The sequence below is a fragment of the Micromonospora sp. NPDC049151 genome (assembly GCF_040648395.1).
Taxonomy (GTDB): domain Bacteria; phylum Actinomycetota; class Actinomycetes; order Mycobacteriales; family Micromonosporaceae; genus Micromonospora.
In genome coordinates this window covers 65,163-81,624 of the sequence record NZ_JBEZDP010000010.1, presented here as the reverse complement: position 1 = coordinate 81,624, position 16,462 = coordinate 65,163, and the positions used below count along the sequence as shown (strand labels likewise).

13 protein-coding genes are annotated in these 16,462 nt (G+C 73.8%); 5 read left to right on the top strand and 8 right to left on the bottom strand.

The features are described 5' to 3' along the window. Positions 1 to 20 precede the first annotated feature (20 nt). Positions 21 to 3,206: a UvrD-helicase domain-containing protein gene (locus AB0B20_RS14180; protein WP_357470712.1), complete on the top strand. Its 3,186-nt coding sequence runs from the start codon at positions 21 to 23 to the stop codon at positions 3,204 to 3,206. Positions 3,207 to 3,216: 10 nt separating this feature from the next. Here AB0B20_RS14180 and AB0B20_RS14175 read toward each other — a convergent pair whose 3' ends face one another. Further along, on the bottom strand, positions 3,217 to 3,852 hold the full coding sequence (locus tag AB0B20_RS14175; RefSeq protein ID WP_357470709.1) for a prepilin peptidase: 636 nt from the start codon (positions 3,850 to 3,852) through the stop codon (positions 3,217 to 3,219). A gap of 10 nt (positions 3,853 to 3,862) precedes the next feature. After that, the gene (locus AB0B20_RS14170; RefSeq protein WP_357470706.1) at positions 3,863 to 4,825 is read right to left on the bottom strand and encodes an EamA family transporter; all 963 of its coding nucleotides are present in this window, start codon (positions 4,823 to 4,825) and stop codon (positions 3,863 to 3,865) included. A 46-nt stretch (positions 4,826 to 4,871) separates the two neighbouring features. On the opposite strand from AB0B20_RS14170, the gene AB0B20_RS14165 reads away from it, so the two are divergent. After that, positions 4,872 to 5,762, top strand: coding sequence for a flagellar basal body protein FliL (locus AB0B20_RS14165; protein ID WP_357470703.1), 891 nt, complete (start codon positions 4,872 to 4,874; stop codon positions 5,760 to 5,762). A 143-nt stretch (positions 5,763 to 5,905) separates the two neighbouring features. After that, positions 5,906 to 7,141, top strand: a complete 1,236-nt coding sequence (locus AB0B20_RS14160) for an ATP-binding protein (protein WP_357382075.1) — start codon at positions 5,906 to 5,908, stop codon at positions 7,139 to 7,141. Positions 7,142 to 7,190: 49 nt separating this feature from the next. On the opposite strand, the gene AB0B20_RS14155 is transcribed toward AB0B20_RS14160, so the two are convergent. Continuing rightward, positions 7,191 to 7,736 (bottom strand): N-acetyltransferase, encoded by a 546-nt coding sequence (locus AB0B20_RS14155; RefSeq protein WP_357382077.1) that lies wholly within the window; start codon positions 7,734 to 7,736, stop codon positions 7,191 to 7,193. A gap of 135 nt (positions 7,737 to 7,871) precedes the next feature. On the opposite strand from AB0B20_RS14155, the gene AB0B20_RS14150 reads away from it, so the two are divergent. Then, complete coding sequence (locus AB0B20_RS14150) at positions 7,872 to 8,417, top strand: DoxX family protein (protein WP_357382079.1); 546 nt, start codon at positions 7,872 to 7,874, stop codon at positions 8,415 to 8,417. Positions 8,418 to 8,624: 207 nt separating this feature from the next. Beyond that, a complete protein-coding gene (locus tag AB0B20_RS14145) occupies positions 8,625 to 10,049 on the top strand; it encodes a glycosyltransferase 87 family protein (RefSeq protein ID WP_357382081.1) in 1,425 nt (474 codons plus the stop codon). A gap of 4 nt (positions 10,050 to 10,053) precedes the next feature. On the opposite strand, the gene AB0B20_RS14140 is transcribed toward AB0B20_RS14145, so the two are convergent. From AB0B20_RS14140 to AB0B20_RS14120, 5 genes are all read right to left on the bottom strand, one after another. After that, on the bottom strand, positions 10,054 to 10,479 hold the full coding sequence (locus AB0B20_RS14140; protein WP_357470911.1) for a molybdenum cofactor biosynthesis protein MoaE: 426 nt from the start codon (positions 10,477 to 10,479) through the stop codon (positions 10,054 to 10,056). A 35-nt stretch (positions 10,480 to 10,514) separates the two neighbouring features. After that, a complete protein-coding gene (locus tag AB0B20_RS14135; protein ID WP_357470700.1) occupies positions 10,515 to 11,774 on the bottom strand; it encodes a molybdopterin molybdotransferase MoeA in 1,260 nt (419 codons plus the stop codon). Between the two features lie 37 nt (positions 11,775 to 11,811). Then, on the bottom strand, positions 11,812 to 12,282 hold the full coding sequence (locus AB0B20_RS14130) for a MogA/MoaB family molybdenum cofactor biosynthesis protein (RefSeq protein ID WP_357382085.1): 471 nt from the start codon (positions 12,280 to 12,282) through the stop codon (positions 11,812 to 11,814). Beyond that, entirely contained in the window at positions 12,279 to 12,770 is a 492-nt protein-coding gene (gene moaC / locus AB0B20_RS14125; RefSeq protein ID WP_357382087.1) for a cyclic pyranopterin monophosphate synthase MoaC, read from the bottom strand. Before moaC ends, AB0B20_RS14130 begins: the two co-directional genes overlap by 4 nt. 236 nt (positions 12,771 to 13,006) lie before the next feature. After that, positions 13,007 to 16,075, bottom strand: a complete 3,069-nt coding sequence (locus AB0B20_RS14120) for a BTAD domain-containing putative transcriptional regulator (protein WP_357470697.1) — start codon at positions 16,073 to 16,075, stop codon at positions 13,007 to 13,009. Between the last annotated feature and the right edge of the window lie 387 nt (positions 16,076 to 16,462).

The following is a 16,462-nucleotide window of genomic DNA, read 5'->3' as shown; positions in this document are numbered from 1 at the left end:
CGGACGTGACAGGATGCGGCGTGCCTCCGTTCAGCGCCGCACCCCCCGGTGGCCTCCCGCCATACGTCGCGGATCTGCACATCCACTCGAAGTACTCCCGCGCGTGCAGCCGCGACCTGACCCTGCCGAACCTGGCCTGGTGGGCCCGGCGCAAGGGCATCGGCGTGCTCGGCACCGGCGACTTCACCCATCCCGCCTGGTACGACCACCTGCGGGAGACGCTGCACCCGGCCGAGCCGGGCCTGTACCGGCTCTCGCCCGACGCGGAGCGGGACGTCGCCCGGCGGCTGCCGCCCCGGCTGGCGAGCGAGGCGGAGGCCGACCCGGTCCGGTACATGCTGAGCGTGGAGATCTCCACGATCTACAAGCGCGACGACCGCACGCGCAAGGTGCACCACCTCATCTACCTGCCGGATCTGGACGCGGTGGCCCGGTTCAACACGGCGCTGGGCCGGATCGGCAACCTCGGCTCGGACGGCCGGCCGATCCTCGGGCTGGACTCCCGCGACCTGCTGGAGATCACGCTGGAGGCGAGCCCGGACGGCTTCCTCGTGCCCGCGCACATCTGGACGCCCTGGTTCTCCGCGCTCGGCTCGAAGTCCGGCTTCGACGCTATCGCCGACTGCTACGCCGACCTGGCCGGGCACATCTTCGCGGTGGAGACCGGCCTGTCGTCCGACCCGGAGATGAACTGGCGGGTCGGCAGCCTGGACCGCTACCAACTGGTGTCGAACTCGGACGCCCACTCGCCGCCCGCGCTGGCCCGGGAGGCCACGGTCCTGACCGCCGCCCGCGACTACTTCGCGATCCGCGAGGCGCTGCGTACCGGCGACGGGCTCGCGGGCACCGTGGAGTTCTTCCCGGAGGAGGGCAAGTACCACGCCGACGGGCACCGGCTGTGCGGGGTGAACTGGTCGCCGGAGCGGACCCGTGAGGCCGGCGGGCGCTGCCCGGAGTGCGGCAAGCCGCTCACCGTGGGCGTACTCAGCCGGGTCGAGGAGCTGGCGGACCGCCCGGCCGGGCACCGTCCGGCGCACGCGCGCGAGGTGACGCACCTGGTGCCGCTGGCCGAGATCCTGGGCGAGCTGAACCGGGTCGGCGCGCGGTCGAAGAAGGTCGAGGGCAAGCTCAACGAGCTGATCGCCGCGCTCGGCCCGGAGCTGGAGATCCTGACCCGTACCCCGATCGAGGAGATCGGCCGGGTCGGTGGCGAGCTGCTCGCGGAGGGCATCGGCCGGCTGCGCCGCGGCGACGTGCGCCGGGTGCCGGGCTACGACGGCGAGTACGGCGTGATCACCCTGTTCGACCCGGCGGAACTGGGCGGACCGGGTGCCGGGGCGGGGCAGGAGACGCTGTTCGACGTACCCGTGCCGGTGCAGCGGCGGCCGGCGGAGCCGGCGCCGAAGCCGAAGGCCAAGCGCCCGGCGGCGGCCCGGCCGGAGCCGAGGCGCACGCCGCCGCCCGCGCCTCCGATCGCGCCGTCACCGTCCCCACATGAGCCGTTCGAGCCGATGCTCGCCGGGATGGAGGAGGTCGGCACCGGCCTGCTGGACCGGCTGGACGCGATGCAGCGGGTGGCCGCGTCCGCGCCGGGGGGTCCGCTGCTCATCGTGGCCGGTCCGGGCACCGGCAAGACGCGGACGCTCACCCACCGGATCGCGTACCTGTGCGCGGAGCTGAACGTCTTCCCCGACCAGTGCCTGGCGATCACGTTCACCAGGCGGGCGGCCGAGGAACTGCGGCACCGGCTGGACGGGCTGCTCGGCCCGGTCGCCGAGGACGTCACAGTGGGCACGTTCCACTCGCTCGGCCTGACCGTGCTGCGGGAGAACGCGGCGGCGGCCGGGCTGCCGGCGGACTTCCGGATCGCCGACGACGCGGACCGGGCGGCGGCACGCGCCGAGGCCGGTGCCGACGACGAGCGGTACGCGGCGCTGCTGCGCAAGCGGGATCTGGTCGACCTGGACGAGCTGCTGACGCTGCCGGTGGCCCTGCTCAAGGGCGACCGGAAGCTGGTCCGGGAGTACCGCGAGCGCTGGAAGTGGATCTTCGTCGACGAGTACCAGGACGTCGACGCGGTGCAGTACGACCTGCTGCGGCTGCTCAGCCCGCCGGACGGGAACCTGTGCGCGATCGGTGACCCGGACCAGGCGATCTACTCGTTCCGGGGCGCCGACGTCGGCTACTTCCTGCGCTTCTCGCAGGACTTCACCGACGCCCGGCTGGTGCGGCTGAACCGCAACTACCGCTCTTCGGCGCCGATCCTGGCCGCCGCGGTGCAGGCCATCGCGCCGTCGTCGCTGGTGCGCGGCCGTCGTCTCGACCCGGCCCGGCTCGATCCGGAGGCGCCGCTGGTCGGCCGGTACGCGGCGAGTTCCGCCTACGACGAGGCCGACTTCGTGGTCCGTACCGTGGACGAGCTGGTCGGCGGCCTGTCCCACCGCTCGCTGGACTCGGGGCGGATCGACGGGCGGGCCACCTCGCTGTCCTTCTCCGACATCGCGGTGCTGTACCGCACCGACGCGCAGGCCGCGCCGATCGTGGACGCGCTGGCCCGGGCGAACATCCCGGTGCAGAAGCGCTCGCACGACCGGCTGCGTGACCGCCCCGGCGTGCCGGCCATCGCCCGCGAGCTGCGCCACGCCGGTCTGGACGGCTCGCTCGCCGCCCGGGTACGCCAGGCCGGGCAGATCCTGGCCGAGCGCTTCGCGGTGCCCACGCTGGACGGCTCCGGCGCGGTACGCCCCGAGGACATCCGCACGGCGGTGGACCTGCTCACCCCGCTGGCCCGGCGCTGCGACGACGACCTGGAGCTGTTCCTCAACCAGCTCGCCACCGGCGCGGAGGTGGACGCGCTGGACCCGCGCGCCGAGGCGGTCACGCTGCTCACGCTGCACGCCGCCAAGGGGCTGGAGTTCCCGGTGGTGTTCCTGGTCGGCGCCGAGGACGGCCTGCTGCCGCTGCGCTGGCCCGGCTCCGAGCCGGACGACGACGCGGTGGCCGAGGAGCGCCGGCTGTTCTTCGTCGGGCTGACCCGGGCACAGGACCGGCTCTACGTCAGCCACGCGGGTCGCCGCGCCCGGCACGGGGCGGAACGCGACACCCGCCCGTCGCCGTTCCTCGACGTGATCGACCCGGCGTTGTTCGAGCGCCTGGACGCGACCGAACCCCGCCGCCCGAAGGACCACCAGCTCCGGTTGATCTGAGCGGCGCGCGTCAGGTCAGCACGGCGGCGAGCCAGGCGCCGCCGAGCAGCGCCGGGCCGAACGGCACCGGCGTGTCAGGGCGTACCCGGCGGGCGGCGAGCAGGAGAAGGACCGCGACTCCGGCGAGCACGTGCGGCAGGAGCAGTCCGAGGCGCAGGGCCGGCCAGCCGAGCCAGCCCAGCGGCAACCCGAGCGCGGCGGCAAGCTTCACGTCGCCGAAGCCGAGGCGGGCGCGGGGCAGCAGCGCCAGCACCGCGTACCCGGTGAAGGAGAGTGCGGCCCCGGCCACCGCGACGGCCAGGCGGCGCGGCTCGCCGGTCGCCGCCGTGGCTGCGGTGAGGCCGAGCCCGCCGCCGAGCGCGGCCACGCCGACCAGCGGGTCGGGCAGGCGCAGCGCGGTCAGGTCGGTGACCGCGAGGACCAGCCCGGCGACGGCGACGAGCAGCAGCGCGGGCAGCACCGGATCGGCACCCCGGGCGGCGGCGAGCCCGCCGAACGCCACGACGCCGGCCAGTGCGAACGCACCCCGGCTCGGCGCGTGCCTCCCGGCGATCCGATCCGTGCAGAACGACCGGCCGACCGGGACAGCAGCCCATCCGGCCGCCGCGCCGAGCAGCGCGACCCCCGTCACCAGCAGTGCCGACACGGGCGGGACGCTACCGCCCGGCGGGTTCTCCGGCCGTCCCGTCGACGGCTGGTGGCGGGGACCGGCGCGGGCGTTCGGTGCTGACCACCACCGCCACGCCGACCACGATGACCGCGCCGCCCATCAGCACCTGCGAGGTGACGGGTTCCGCGACGAACAACGCGCCGAGCGCCACCGCCACCACCGGATTCACGTACGCGTACGTGGACACCAGCGAGATCGGCGCGTGGGCGAGCAGCCAGACGTACGCGGTGAAGGCGACCAGCGAACCGGCCACCATCAGGTACGCCATCGCCGCCCAGGACCGCCCGGTCACGTCGGCGAAGGAGAAGCCGCGCAGCTCGCCCCGGGCCACGCCGACGAGCGCGAGCACCGCCGCGCCGGCCACCATCTCGTAGACGGTGGCCACGAACGGGTCGGCGGGCATCGGGATCTTCCCGGACAGGTACGAGCCGACCGACCAGCTCACTGCCGCGGCGACCACCGTGAGCGCCCCGGCCACCGGCACCGCGTCCACCCCGTCCCGGGGCAGCACGAGCAGGACCAGTCCGGCGAAGCCGAGCGCCACCCCGACGAACGTCCACGGCCGCGGCCGGTCGCCGCCTGCCGTACGCAGCAGCACCAGGAGCAGCGGCACGGTGGCGACGAGCAGCGCAGCCACACCGGACGGTACGGCGGTCCCGGCCGGGCCCGACTCGGCCAGCACCACCAGGCCGTTGCCGCCGGCCAGCAGCAGCACGCCGATCAGCGCGGCGGAGCCGACGCGGCGCGCGGGTACCCGCAACGCTCCCGGTCCGCGCCGCAGGCGCAGCACCACGGCGAGCACCACCGCGGCGGCGGCGAACCGCATCGCCGAGGAGACGAGCGGCGGCAGGGACTCGACAGCGACCCGGATGCCCAGGTAGGTCGAGCCCCACAGCAGATAGACCAGCACGAGGGCGGCCCAGATCAGTGCGGTGCGGGCCGGTGGCATCGCGGAATCGACAACGTTCGTCGCACTCGTGGGGCGTGAGCTCATCGTGGGACCACGCTACGGTGACCACGGCGTCGGCGTCGCCAGTTGGTGGCCGGCCTCTCAGCACTGGCGTACGCAGGAGGCGTTCATGTCGAACTTCGGTCCACCGGGCGGCGGCTCTCCCGAGCCGTGGGGACGGCGCGACGACGGCTACGCCCCGCAGCCCGACCCGCGCTACGCCCCGCAGGGCGACCCGCGCTACGCCCCGCCGGACGCGCGGCCGTACGGCCCGCCCGCCGATCAGTACGGGCCGCCCGACCAGTACGGAACGCCCACCCAGCAGTACGGGCCCGCCGACCGGTACGGCCCGCCGGCCGATCAGTACGGCCCGCCGACGCAGCGATACGAGCCGGGTCCGGCCTGGTCCCCCGGCCCGCCGCAGGGCCACCCGGCCGGCCCGTACGCCGGGCCGCCGCCCAACGCCGAGCCGACTCCACCGAAGCGCGGGAAGGGCCCGCTGCTGGTGGTCGTGATCGTGCTGGCCGTGCTGCTGCTGGGCGGCGCCGGGGCGTACTGGATGCTGGGCCGGGACGAGCAGACCCCGACCGGCGGCACGACCGCCGCCACCGCGCCGGCCGCGGATCCGACCGGGGCGGCGCCGAGCGAACCGGCCGGCACGACGCCCACGACGGCGTCTCCGGCCTCGTCGACCGATCCGCGCTTCGTCAAGGCGGGCCAGTGCGTCGCCAACGAGGGTGGCGGCGGCCAGCCCAAGCTGGTGATCGCCGACTGCGGCCCGAAGACGTACGAGGTGCTGCGCCGCATCGACGGGGCGACGAGCGGCAAGAAGGACGCGGAGGCGAAGTGCGGGAAGGTGGCCGGTTACACCGACTGGTACTTCTTCGACAGCGAGCTGGACACGCTCGACTTCGTGCTCTGCCTGAAGCGCCGCTGACGCTCCACGGGAGTCGGTAACCAAAACTAGGGCTGTCTAGCATCCACGCTAGACAGCCCTAGTTTCAGGTCGAGGCCGACACGCGGTAGCCGCCTCTACGCGCATCTAGCCTGGTCGCTAGAGAACCCGATACTGTGCGATTCGTGGATCCGGTCCGCAACCCGTACGCGCCGGGCGCCGGCCAGCGCCCGCCCGAACTCGCCGGGCGGGGGCGGGAACTGGACGTCTTCGACGTGGTGCTGGAACGGATCGCACGCGGCCGGCCGGAACGCAGCCTGATGCTCACCGGCCTGCGTGGAGTGGGCAAGACGGTCCTGCTCAACACGCTGCGCTCGGAGGCGATAAACCACCTCTGGGGCACCGGCAAGATCGAGGCGCGGCCCGACCAGTCGTTGCGCCGGCCGATCGCCGCCGCGCTGCACATGGCGGTCCGTGAGCTGGCGCCCCGGCACCGCGCCCCGGACCGGATCGACGCGTTCCTCGGCGTCCTCAAGGCGTTCGCGCAACGCTCCGCGCCGACCGGCCGGGGTGGCACGGCACCCAAGCTGCGCGACCGCTGGCAGCCCGGCATCGACGTACCGGCGAGCAGCGGACGCGCCGACTCCGGCGACATCGAGATCGACCTGGTCGAGCTGCTGAGCGACGCGGCGGCGGTCGCCACCGACGTCGGCACCGGTATCGCCGTCTTCATCGACGAGATGCAGGACGTCGGCGCCGAGGACGTCTCCGCGCTCTGCGCCGCCTGCCACGAGCTGTCCCAGCTCGGCGCACCGCTGATCGTCGTGGGCGCGGGCCTGCCGCACCTGCCGGCCGTGCTCAGCGCCGCCAAGTCCTACTCCGAGCGGCTCTACCGCTACCAGCGCATCGACCGGCTCGACCGGATCGCCGCCGACCAGGCGCTCTGCGCGCCAGCCGAGCGGGAGGAGGTCGAGTACGAGCAGAAGGCCCTCGACCTGCTCTACGAGAAGTCCGGCGGCTATCCCTACTTCGTCCAGGCGTACGGCAAGGCCACCTGGGACCACGCGCCCCGCTCACCGATCACCGCGGCGGACGTCCGGGTGGCCGCGCCGGAGGCGGAGGCCGAGCTGGCGGTGGGCTTCTTCGGCTCCCGGTTCGAGCGGGCCACACCCGCCGAACGCGAGTACATGCGCGCGATGGCCACGCTGGCGCTGGTGGACGGCGAGGAGGGTGGCCGGGACGACATGGACGCGGCGGTGCCCACCGCCGAGATCGCCCGCGCGCTCGGCCGCAAGCCGGCCAGTCTCTCCCCGGCGCGGGACGCGCTGATCAAGAAGGGGCTGATCTACTCCGGTGAGCGGGGAACTGTGGCGTTCACGGTGCCGCACTTCGGCCGCTACCTGCGCACCCAGCCCGCCTGAGGGGCCGGATCGCGTCGGCTCAGACCGTGTCGGCCCGGATCGCGTCGGCTCAGACCCGCGACCAGGGCGCCGGGAAGACCACCTCGCCGGCCGGCGGCGGTGGCTCGTCGCTCGCCGACGGCGGCAGCACCAGCGCCTGCCACGGCTCCCCCAGCCCGGACCAGGGACTGGTCAGGCCGAGCCGGACCGCCGGGCCGAACCCGAACCGCCGGTAGTAGGCCGGATCGCCGAGCACCACCACCAGCCGTTCCCCCAGCTCGGTCGCGGCATCCAGTGCCGCCTGGACGGCTGCCGTGCCGTGCCCCAGCCGCTGCCGGTGCCGGGCCACCGCCACCGGACCCAGTGCCAGCGCCGGCCAGGTGCCGCGCCCGGTGCGTACATCGACGCGCGTGAGCAGCGCGTATGCCACCACCTCGCCGCCGTACTCGGCGACCATGGCCAGCTCCGGGATCCACGCCGGGCTGTGTCGCAGCTCCTCGACCAGACCCACCTCCGGTGGGGCGGCCACGTCGGGCCGGGCGAAGGCGGCGGCCAGCACCCGGGCCACCGGCGCCTCGTCGGCCGGGCCCTCCGGGCGCAGTCGCAGCGTCGTCACCCGCGCGACCTTACCGAACGCGACGGGTCCATCCGCGACTGTCGCTGAAATCGATACCGTTCGGACGTCCACGCCGGCCGATACCTTTCGTGTGTTGCGGGGATGACGACGCCCTCGACGGGGTAAGACTGAGCCATGAAGCCCGTGCGTTCCCTCGCCCGAGTCATGTTGAGCGGCATCTTCGTGGTCAGCGGCGCCCGTAACCTGCGCAACCCGGAACGCGTGGCGCAGGCCGCGGAACCGGTCACCGGGAAGGTCGCCCCGCTGATCCGGAACGTCCACCCCCGCATCCCCACCGACACGGTCTCGCTCATCCGCGCCAACGCCGCCGCCCAGCTCGCCGGCGGCCTGATGCTCGCCACCGGCCGGTTCACCCGGCCGGCCGCGCTGGTGCTCGCGGGCACGCTGATCCCGACCACCGCCGCCGGTCACCCCTTCTGGACCAACGACGACCCGGCCACGCGAACCAGCAACCAGGTCCACTTCCTGAAGAACCTCGGCCTGCTCGGTGGCCTCCTCCTCGCCGCCGCCGACACCGAGGGCAAGCCGGGGCTGCGCTGGCGCGCGGGCCACCGGATCGACCACTCGCGCCGGTCGGTGAAGCGTGCGGTCCGCACCGCGCGACGCGAGGCGAAGATCGCCGTACGCTCCGCGGCGACCGCCCGCCGCATGCCCGGCTGACCAGGCGTTTCGTACGGCCCATCACCCCCCGCAAGGCCATCAATCACCTGAACCGTCCGACACCCGTTAACGCGGTGGAAATGTCGCAAACACGTGTGGGATCGGACACGGTCGCGTAACGCGGGAGGCAGCAACGTGAGGCGCCGTTCTAGGCTCCGTTCTGGACCTGAACGGGTACGACGACCTTGGTACGGGGGTGGCCACGCCATGCCGACGACAGTCGGTAGACGGACCAACCGCCTCGCCCCGGCCTCCCGCGTCGACCGCCGGATCGCGATGCGTCTCGGCGTGGTCGCCGCCGTGTCGTACGCGGCGTGGCTCGCCATCGGCGCCTTCGGACGGCCCTACAACTTCTTCGACATGAAGATCTACCACGGCGCGGTGCTGTGGTGGGCCGGCGGCAACGAGCTGTACGACTTCGTCGCGCCCTCGACCACGCTGGGCTTCACCTACCCGCCGTTCGCCGCGCTGGTCATGCTGCCGATGTCCTGGCTCCCGGTCGACGGCGCCGGTTTCGTGAACGCGCTGGCCAGCATCGGCGCGCTCGCTGTCGTCCTAGCGGCGCTGCTCCGTCCCATCGTGGACCGGCTCGGCTGGCCGCTCTGGTTCAGCGTCGGCATCGCCACCCCGCTCGCCGTCGCCATCGAGCCGTCCCGGGAGACGCTCGGCTACGGGCAGGTAAACCTGCTGCTGTTCGCGCTGATCATGGCGGACATGGTGGGCCTGCGCTGGCGGGCCAAGCGGGGCACCCACCACGAGACGGCCGACTCGCCGCTGGCCCGGTTCGTCTACAGCGGCGCCTGGGCCGGTGTGGGCATCGGGCTCGCCACCGCCGTCAAGCTCACCCCGGCGCTGTTCGTGGCGTACCTGATGCTCACCCGGCAGTGGCGGGCCGCGCTCACCGCTGTGGCCACCACGATCGGCGTGACGATCGCGACGTTCGGCGTGCTCGGTGAGGAGTCCCGCGCGTACTTCACCGGCGTGCTCTGGCAGACCGAGCGGGTCGGCGCGGCGGACATGACCGCCAACCAGTCCCTCGCCGGCCTGCTGGCGCGGCTCTACGACTCGATCGAGACGCCCGGGCTGCTCTGGTTGGCGTTCTCGGTGCTGGTCCTGGCGCTGGGCCTGTCCCGGGCGATGAGCGCCCGCGCCGACGGCGACGAGCTGACCGCGTTCACGCTCGTCGGGCTCACCGCCAACGTGATCAGCCCGATCTCCTGGTCGCACCACCTGATCTGGGTCATCCCGGCGATCATCGTGCTGGCCGACGCCGCGGTACGCCGCCGCGAAGCCAGTCGCGGCCTGCCGCCGCGCGGCACCGGCAGCCCCTCGGCCACCGGCGTGCCGGCACTACGCCCGCCGATCTGGTATCCCACGCTGACCGGGCTCCGCCACGGTGCCGGCGCGCTGGTGCTCTACCTGCTGTTCCTGATCTCACCGATCTGGCCGTACGAGCACCAGCTCCCCGAGGTGTCCCACTACCAGGACGGCCTGTTCGGCGCGCTCATGGAGAACTCCCTGGCCATCGCCCTGATCGTGCTCGTCGCGGCGCTGCCGTGGCGCCCTGGCGCCGAGCCGGCGTTCTACCACGACCGGTTGGGCCGCACCGCCGCGCTCGCCGCCCGGCGCTGAGCCTTCAGGGGCAGTTCACCCACTCTTCGGTGCCGTCGTCGAAGACCTGGCGCTTCCAGATCGGCAGCCGCGCCTTCACCTCGTCGACCAGCCGGGCGCAGGCGGCGAACGCGGCCGCCCGGTGCGCCGTGCTGACCGCCGCTACCAGCGCCACGTCCCCGATCTCCAGCGGGCCGATCCGGTGCGACACCGCCACCGCGTAGACCAGCGGGTCGGCCGCGATCTCGGCCGCCACCTCGCGCAGCACCGCCTCGGCGGAGGGGTGGCCCTCGTATTCCAGCCGGGTGACCGCCCGCCCGTGGTCGTGGTCGCGGACGACGCCCTGGAAGGACACCACCGCCCCGGCCCGGCGGTCGGTGACCGCCGCCTCGTGCGCGGCCAGGTCGAGCGGCCGGTCGGAGACCGTCCCGATCGTCACGCCTGCTTTCACGGTCACGGCGTCTCCCGTCGGCTCGTTCGTCGCGCTCACCCGAATCGCTCCCCCGGGGTCAGCGGCAGCGGCACGAACGGCACCCGGTCGCCGGCCGCGCCGCTGGTGCCGGGCCGGATCACCGCGAAGCCGTCCGCGCCGGCCAGCCCGCGCAGCATCGCCGAGCCCACGTGCCGCACCGGGTACGCCGTCCCGGCGACCCGGTCCCAGCGGGCCAGCGCCAGATGGGTGTAGCGACCGCGCCCGGCAACCGGCTCGGCGAGCGTCACGTGTGGCAGCACCGGCATCGGCCGGCCGGTGAGACCGGCGAGCAGCGGCGCGACGAGCGACACGAGCGCCACCACGGCTGACTGCGGGTTGCCGGGCAGGCCGGCCACGAACCGGACCCGCCCGTCGCCGTCCACCAGCCGGGCGAGCAGCATCGGGAAGCCCGGGCGCACCGCCACCGTGTTCACCACGTAGTCGGCGCCGAGCGCCTCCAGCGTCGGGTGCAGGTGGTCGACCGGGCCGTGCATGGTGCCGCCGGTGGTGCAGACCAGGTCGGCGTTGGCGAGCGCGCCCCGCACCGCGGCGACGTGCGCGGGCAGCGTGTCGGCGACCGGGCCGACCACGTCGGCCGCGCGCACCTGGCAGCCGTAGCGGCGCAGCCAGCCCGGCACCGACGGGCCGAGCGCGTCCCGGACCCGCCCGGCGCCGGGCGGACCCGAGGTGAGCAGTTCGTCGCCGAAGACCAGCAGCGCGGCCCGGGGTGGGCGGCGGACCCGCAGCGTGTCGTGCCCGCAGGAGGCGGCCAGGCCGATCACCGCCGGGTCCACCGGCGTGCCGGCGGGCAACAGCTCCTCCCCGAGGTACGCCTCCTCGCCCGGCTCCCGCCACTCCGGCGCCGGGCGGGGTGTGCCGGACACCAGGCCGTCCGCCGTACGTGTCGACTCCTCGATCCGCAGGATCGCCGTCGCGCCCTCGGGCACCATCGCACCGGTGGCGATCTCCACGGTGCTACCGTCCGCCTCCAGCGGCGGCGCGGTGTGCCCGGCGAGCACCCGCCCGACCACCCGCCACGGCCCGGGACCCCGCACCGCCCAACCGTCCACGCTGGAGGTCGGGAACGCCGGCAGGTCGGTGCGCGTGCCCAACGGCTCGGCCAGCGTGTGCCCGTCGGCCTCGGCCAGCGGGCGGGCGACAGCGGGCAGCGCGGCGGACAGGCCCACCGCGTACACCCGGGAGCGGGCCTCCTCCCACCCGGCCGGGGGTGGCGTGCCCGCCTCGGCTGCGGCGGCTTCGGTTTCCGTGCTCATCCGGCGAGCCTAGCGCCGGGGCACGTGCCTCGCGGGTTCAGTGGTCACCGCCGCGAAGCTGGTCCACGGCATGGCGCAGGATCGGCCCGAGCACGGCCAGGCCGTCGCGGGCGCCGCCGCGCGAACCGGGCAGGTTGACCACGAGCGTCCGGCCGGCGACCCCGGCCAGCCCTCGGGACAGCGCGGCGGTCGGCACGCTGTCGCGGCTGTGCGCGCGAATCGCCTCGGCGATGCCGGGGATCTCGTAGTCGAGCAGCTCGCGGGTCACCTCGGGCGTGCGGTCGGTCGGGGTGATGCCGGTGCCGCCGCTGGTCAGCACCACGTCGACGCCGTCGGCGCGGGCCGCCCGCAGGGCGTCGCCGACCGGTTCGCCGTCCGGCACCACCACCGGAGCGTCGACCTCGCACCCCAGCTCGCGCAGGCCGGTCACGAGCAGCGGGCCGCTGGTGTCCTCGTAGACCCCGGCGGCGGCCCGGTTGGACGCCACGATCACCCGGGCCCGGATCACGGCCGGTCCTCCGGCCGGACCCACTCGCCGGTCTTGCCGCCCTCCTTGCGGAGCACCCGGACGGCGTCCACCGAGGCGGCCGGGTCGACCGCCTTGACCATGTCGACCAGGGCGAGACCGGCGACCGCCACCGCGGTCAGCGCCTCCATCTCGACGCCAGTGCGGTCGGCGGTCCTCGCGGTCGCGGTGATCTCCACCGTGTCGGCGGTGAGGTCGAGGTCGACGGTGACGCCGTGCAGCGCGATCGGGTGGCAGAGCGGGATCAGGTCGGGTGTGCGCTTGGCCCCCATGATGCCGGCGAGGCGGCCGACGGCGAGCGCGTCGCCCTTGGGCAGGCCGTCGCGGCGCAGCAGCTCCACCACCTCGGCCGTGGTGCGGAGGCGGCCGGCGGCGACGGCGAGCCGGCCGGAGACCGGCTTTGCGGAGACGTCGACCATCCGGGCCGCGCCGGCCGGATCGACGTGGGTGAGCTGCGCGGGTTCGGTCACGGCCCGACCCTATCCGCCGGGTACGACACGACGCGGCACCCGACCGGTGGCGGGGAAGGGCGCCGCAGCGGCTGCTGGTGCACGACGCCCCTCCCTCGCCTGCCCACCGCCGATTCGTCTGGGAATCGGCGGTGAGGGTCCCGTCCGGCCGGGTCCGCTCCCCCGGGATGAACCCTCCCCGTGGCCGTTGCGGGGGACGCTAGCGAACGCCGCGATAAGAAATCGATAAGCCGCGGTCAGGCCGAGACGGAGAGCTGTCGGCGCAGGTCGTGGCGCTCGGGAGCGCCCGTCCGTTCGAAGATCGCCATCGCTCGCTGCCGGTAGCGGTCCGCCTCGGCGGGGTCGGTGACGGACAGATGGTCGGCCAGCGCGTTCAGGGCCCGGGCCTGCTCGTACGGATGCGCGATGCGGTTGGCGAGGGCGAGGGCCTCCAGGTGCATGGACCTGGCCTGGTCGGCGTGCCCGGCGGCGCTCAGCGTCAGGCCGAGGTCGTTCAACGCGGCCGCCCGCAGATGTCTGTCACTGGAGTCCCGCGCCAGGTCGAGCGAGAGTTCGTGCTGGACGCGGGCTTCGTCGAGCCGGCCCAGACGGCGGTACGCGATGCCGAGGTCGTTGCGGGCCTCCGCCTCACCGAACCGGTGCCCGGTCTCCTCGCGCAGCCGCAGCGACGCCTTGATCAGGCGCACCGCCTTGCGGTGGTTCCCGAGTCGGTTCTCCACCGAGGCGATGTGCCCGAGCGCGTTCGACATGTGGAACAGGCTGCCCTGGCACCGGGCCAGGAACAGGTGCTGCCGGTGAGCCCGGAGCGCTTCGGGATAGCGCCCGACCGCGGTCAGCGCGTACCCCAGGTTGGGCAGGGCCGAGATCGGGTCGACGGCGCCTCGCGTGTCCTCCCGCAGCAACTGCCGCCCGAGGCTCACCGCCCGCTCGGAGTTGCCGGTGAGCCAGTTGACGACCACGAGGTTCGCCCGGTAGCGGTACTCGCCGCGCCGGTCGTGCAGGTCGCGGGAGATGGACACCGCCACCTCGAGGTGGCGCAGCGAGTCCAGGTAGCTGCCGGTCCGGGTGTACGCGGACGCGAGGTAGTTGTGCATCACCGCCTCTGCCGCGCGGTCGCCGGTGCGCTCGGCGGCGGTCAGGCCGGCCTGGTGGGTGGCGACGATGTCCTCGAAGTACCCCCGCATGTAGCAGAACCGCCACATGGCCCGGGCCAGGCGCCACGCGTATCCGGGGTGCTCCTCGTCGAGGGCGAATCTGATCAGGGCGATGAGGTTGGGCCGCTCCCGTTCCAGCCATTCGACGTCGGCCCGGTCGGTCTCGTCGACCAGGTCGGGACGCAGCGGCGCCCCGAGGCGCAGGTGGGTGGCCAGCACCTGCTGGTCCAGTGAGCCGGCCCGGACGGCCACCTGGTGCAGGACGTGGTCCAGCAGGCGCCCGGCCGCCTCGCGGCGTCGCTCGGCGTCCGTCGACTCGCGCAGGAGTTCGGCCGAGTACTGACGCATCAGGTCGTGCATCCCGTAGTGCCCGGGAGTGACCTCCTCGATCAGGTGCCGGTCGAGGAGGTCGTCGAGCATCCGTTCGGTGCCCTCGAGCGGGGAACCGGCGAGCGCGGCGGCCGTACGCGCGTCGAAGGAGTCGCCGGGATGCATGCTGACCAGCCGGAACAGCCACTTCACGGGTTCGCTCAGGTGCTCGTACGAGGCGGAGAAGGCGCCACCGACGGTCTGCTGCTCCACCGCCAGCTGCCGCAGCACCGTACCGCCGGCCTCGAGCCGCCGGGCCAGGTCGGCGACTCGCCAGGCCGGCCGGTGGGCGAGCCACCCGCCGGCCAGCCGGACGGCCAGCGGCAGATGCCCGCAGCGGCGGACCACCTCGGTCGCGGCCTCCGGTTCCCCGCTGATCCGCTCCGCACCGGCGGTCCGCGCCAGAAGCTCCACCGCCTCGTCGGAGGTCATCACGGGCAGCGAGACGGGCGGCCCGATGTCGCTGACCGACAGCCTCCGGCGGCTGGTGACCAGGACGGCCGGTCCCGGGCCGGCGGGCAGGAGCGGGCGCACCTGGCGGCTGTCGGCCGCGTTGTCCAGCACCACGACCACGCGACGTCCCCGCAACTCGCGCTGCCACAGTTCGGCGCGTTCCTCGTGATCTCCGGGGATCCGCGCGGCCGGCACCTCCAGCTGGCGCAGTAGCACCGTGAGCGCGTCACCCGGTTCGACCGGCGCCCCTTCGGTGTGGCCCCGCAGGTCGATGAAGAGTCGCCCGTCCGGGTAACGGTCGCCGAGCAGGTGCGCCAGGTGCAGCGCGAAGAGGGTCTTGCCGCTGCCCGCCATACCGTCGACCACCCGTACGGCCGGTCTCCCGCCGGCCGCCGAGCCCATCTCCGCCAGCGTCCGCTCGACGAGTTCCCGCCGTCCGACGAAGGGGGCGCCGCCGCGCGGCAGGTGGCGGGGGCGCACCCGCCGCGTGTCCGGGGCGTCCACGCCCGCCCGGCCCGACCCGGCCGGGGAGACCGCGCGTGCCGCGGCCGTGCCCAGCAGGGACCGTCGCAGGCTGAGCAGTTCGGGTCCCGGCTCGACGCCGAGTTGCCGGGTGAGGATCGACTCGGCCCGGTGGATGGCGGCGAGGGCGCCGCCGGCGTCCCCGTCCGCCTTCAGCGCGCCGGCCAGCAACGCGTGCGCCTGCTCCCGGTAGGGATGGCTGGTCACGTGGTCGGTGAGGAGGGCGATGGCCGCTCTGGTGCGGCCGAGTGCGACGTCGAGCCGCGCGCGGAGTTCGATCGCCGCCAGCCGCTGCTCCTCCAGCGCCGCCCGGCGTGCCGACAGGACCGGCCCCACCCGCAGGCCTGCCACCAGAGGGCCGCGCCACAGGCATTCGCCCTGGCGGAGCAGTTCGTCGGCCCGCTCGTGCCGCCCGTCCGACCAGGCCGAGGCCGCGTCGCCGGTCAGGTGCTCGAACCGACGTACGTCCACCCGCTCGTCGGCCACGTCCAGGCGGTAGCCGCCGGCGAGCCGCACCAGGATCGGCCCGTGGTGCCGGTCGAACGTCCGCCGGAGGTTGCCCACGTAGGTCCGCACGTTCGCCAGGGCGGAACGGGGTGGGTCGTCGGGCCACAGTTCATCGACGAGGGTGTCGACGGTGACCAGGTGACCGGCGTGCAGCACCAGCACCGCCAGCGCCGTCTGCTGCTTGGGCGTGCCGAGCGGCAGGGGATCGGAGCCCTGCCACACCTCCGGCACACCCAGCAGCCGGATATCCACCAACTGTTCCCCCCGCGCGACGAACGCGGCGAATCCCTTTACCCGCACCCGTGTGGACCATGCGAAATGCAGACTTACGGAAGATAGCACCCAATACTCTGCCGACGTTCCGGTGCCGGAGAGCGACGAGGCTTTTTCTGTGAGTTGTCGTGGCGGATGTTACGCAAGGGGAAACCGAACGGCTACAGACACCCGGTGAGGAAGAGCTTGATAATCCCACTTGAAAGCACGCACTGAATATGCGTTCAGTCTCCACTCAAAGACCGAGCGTAACAAGAACCAGGTGCATTGGCGCAATATGCGCATATGGACATCTAATGGATGTATCCGGGCCTAAAAGCCATAACATGTTCGACGTCGGATGGGCCGGCTGGCGCCGGTTCCGGGGGTCGAACGAAGGGGCGAGGCCATGCGCGGCAACGACTGGCTGTGAAG

Coding starts and splice junctions, on each gene's coding strand:
- AB0B20_RS14170 (WP_357470706.1), bottom strand. CDS start 4,825: ATGCCACCGGCCCGCACCGCACTGATCTGGGCCGCCCTCGTGCTGGTC.
- AB0B20_RS14150 (WP_357382079.1), top strand. CDS start 7,872: ATGAAGCCCGTGCGTTCCCTCGCCCGAGTCATGTTGAGCGGCATCTTC.
- AB0B20_RS14145 (WP_357382081.1), top strand. CDS start 8,625: ATGCCGACGACAGTCGGTAGACGGACCAACCGCCTCGCCCCGGCCTCC.
- AB0B20_RS14135 (WP_357470700.1), bottom strand. CDS start 11,774: ATGAGCACGGAAACCGAAGCCGCCGCAGCCGAGGCGGGCACGCCACCC.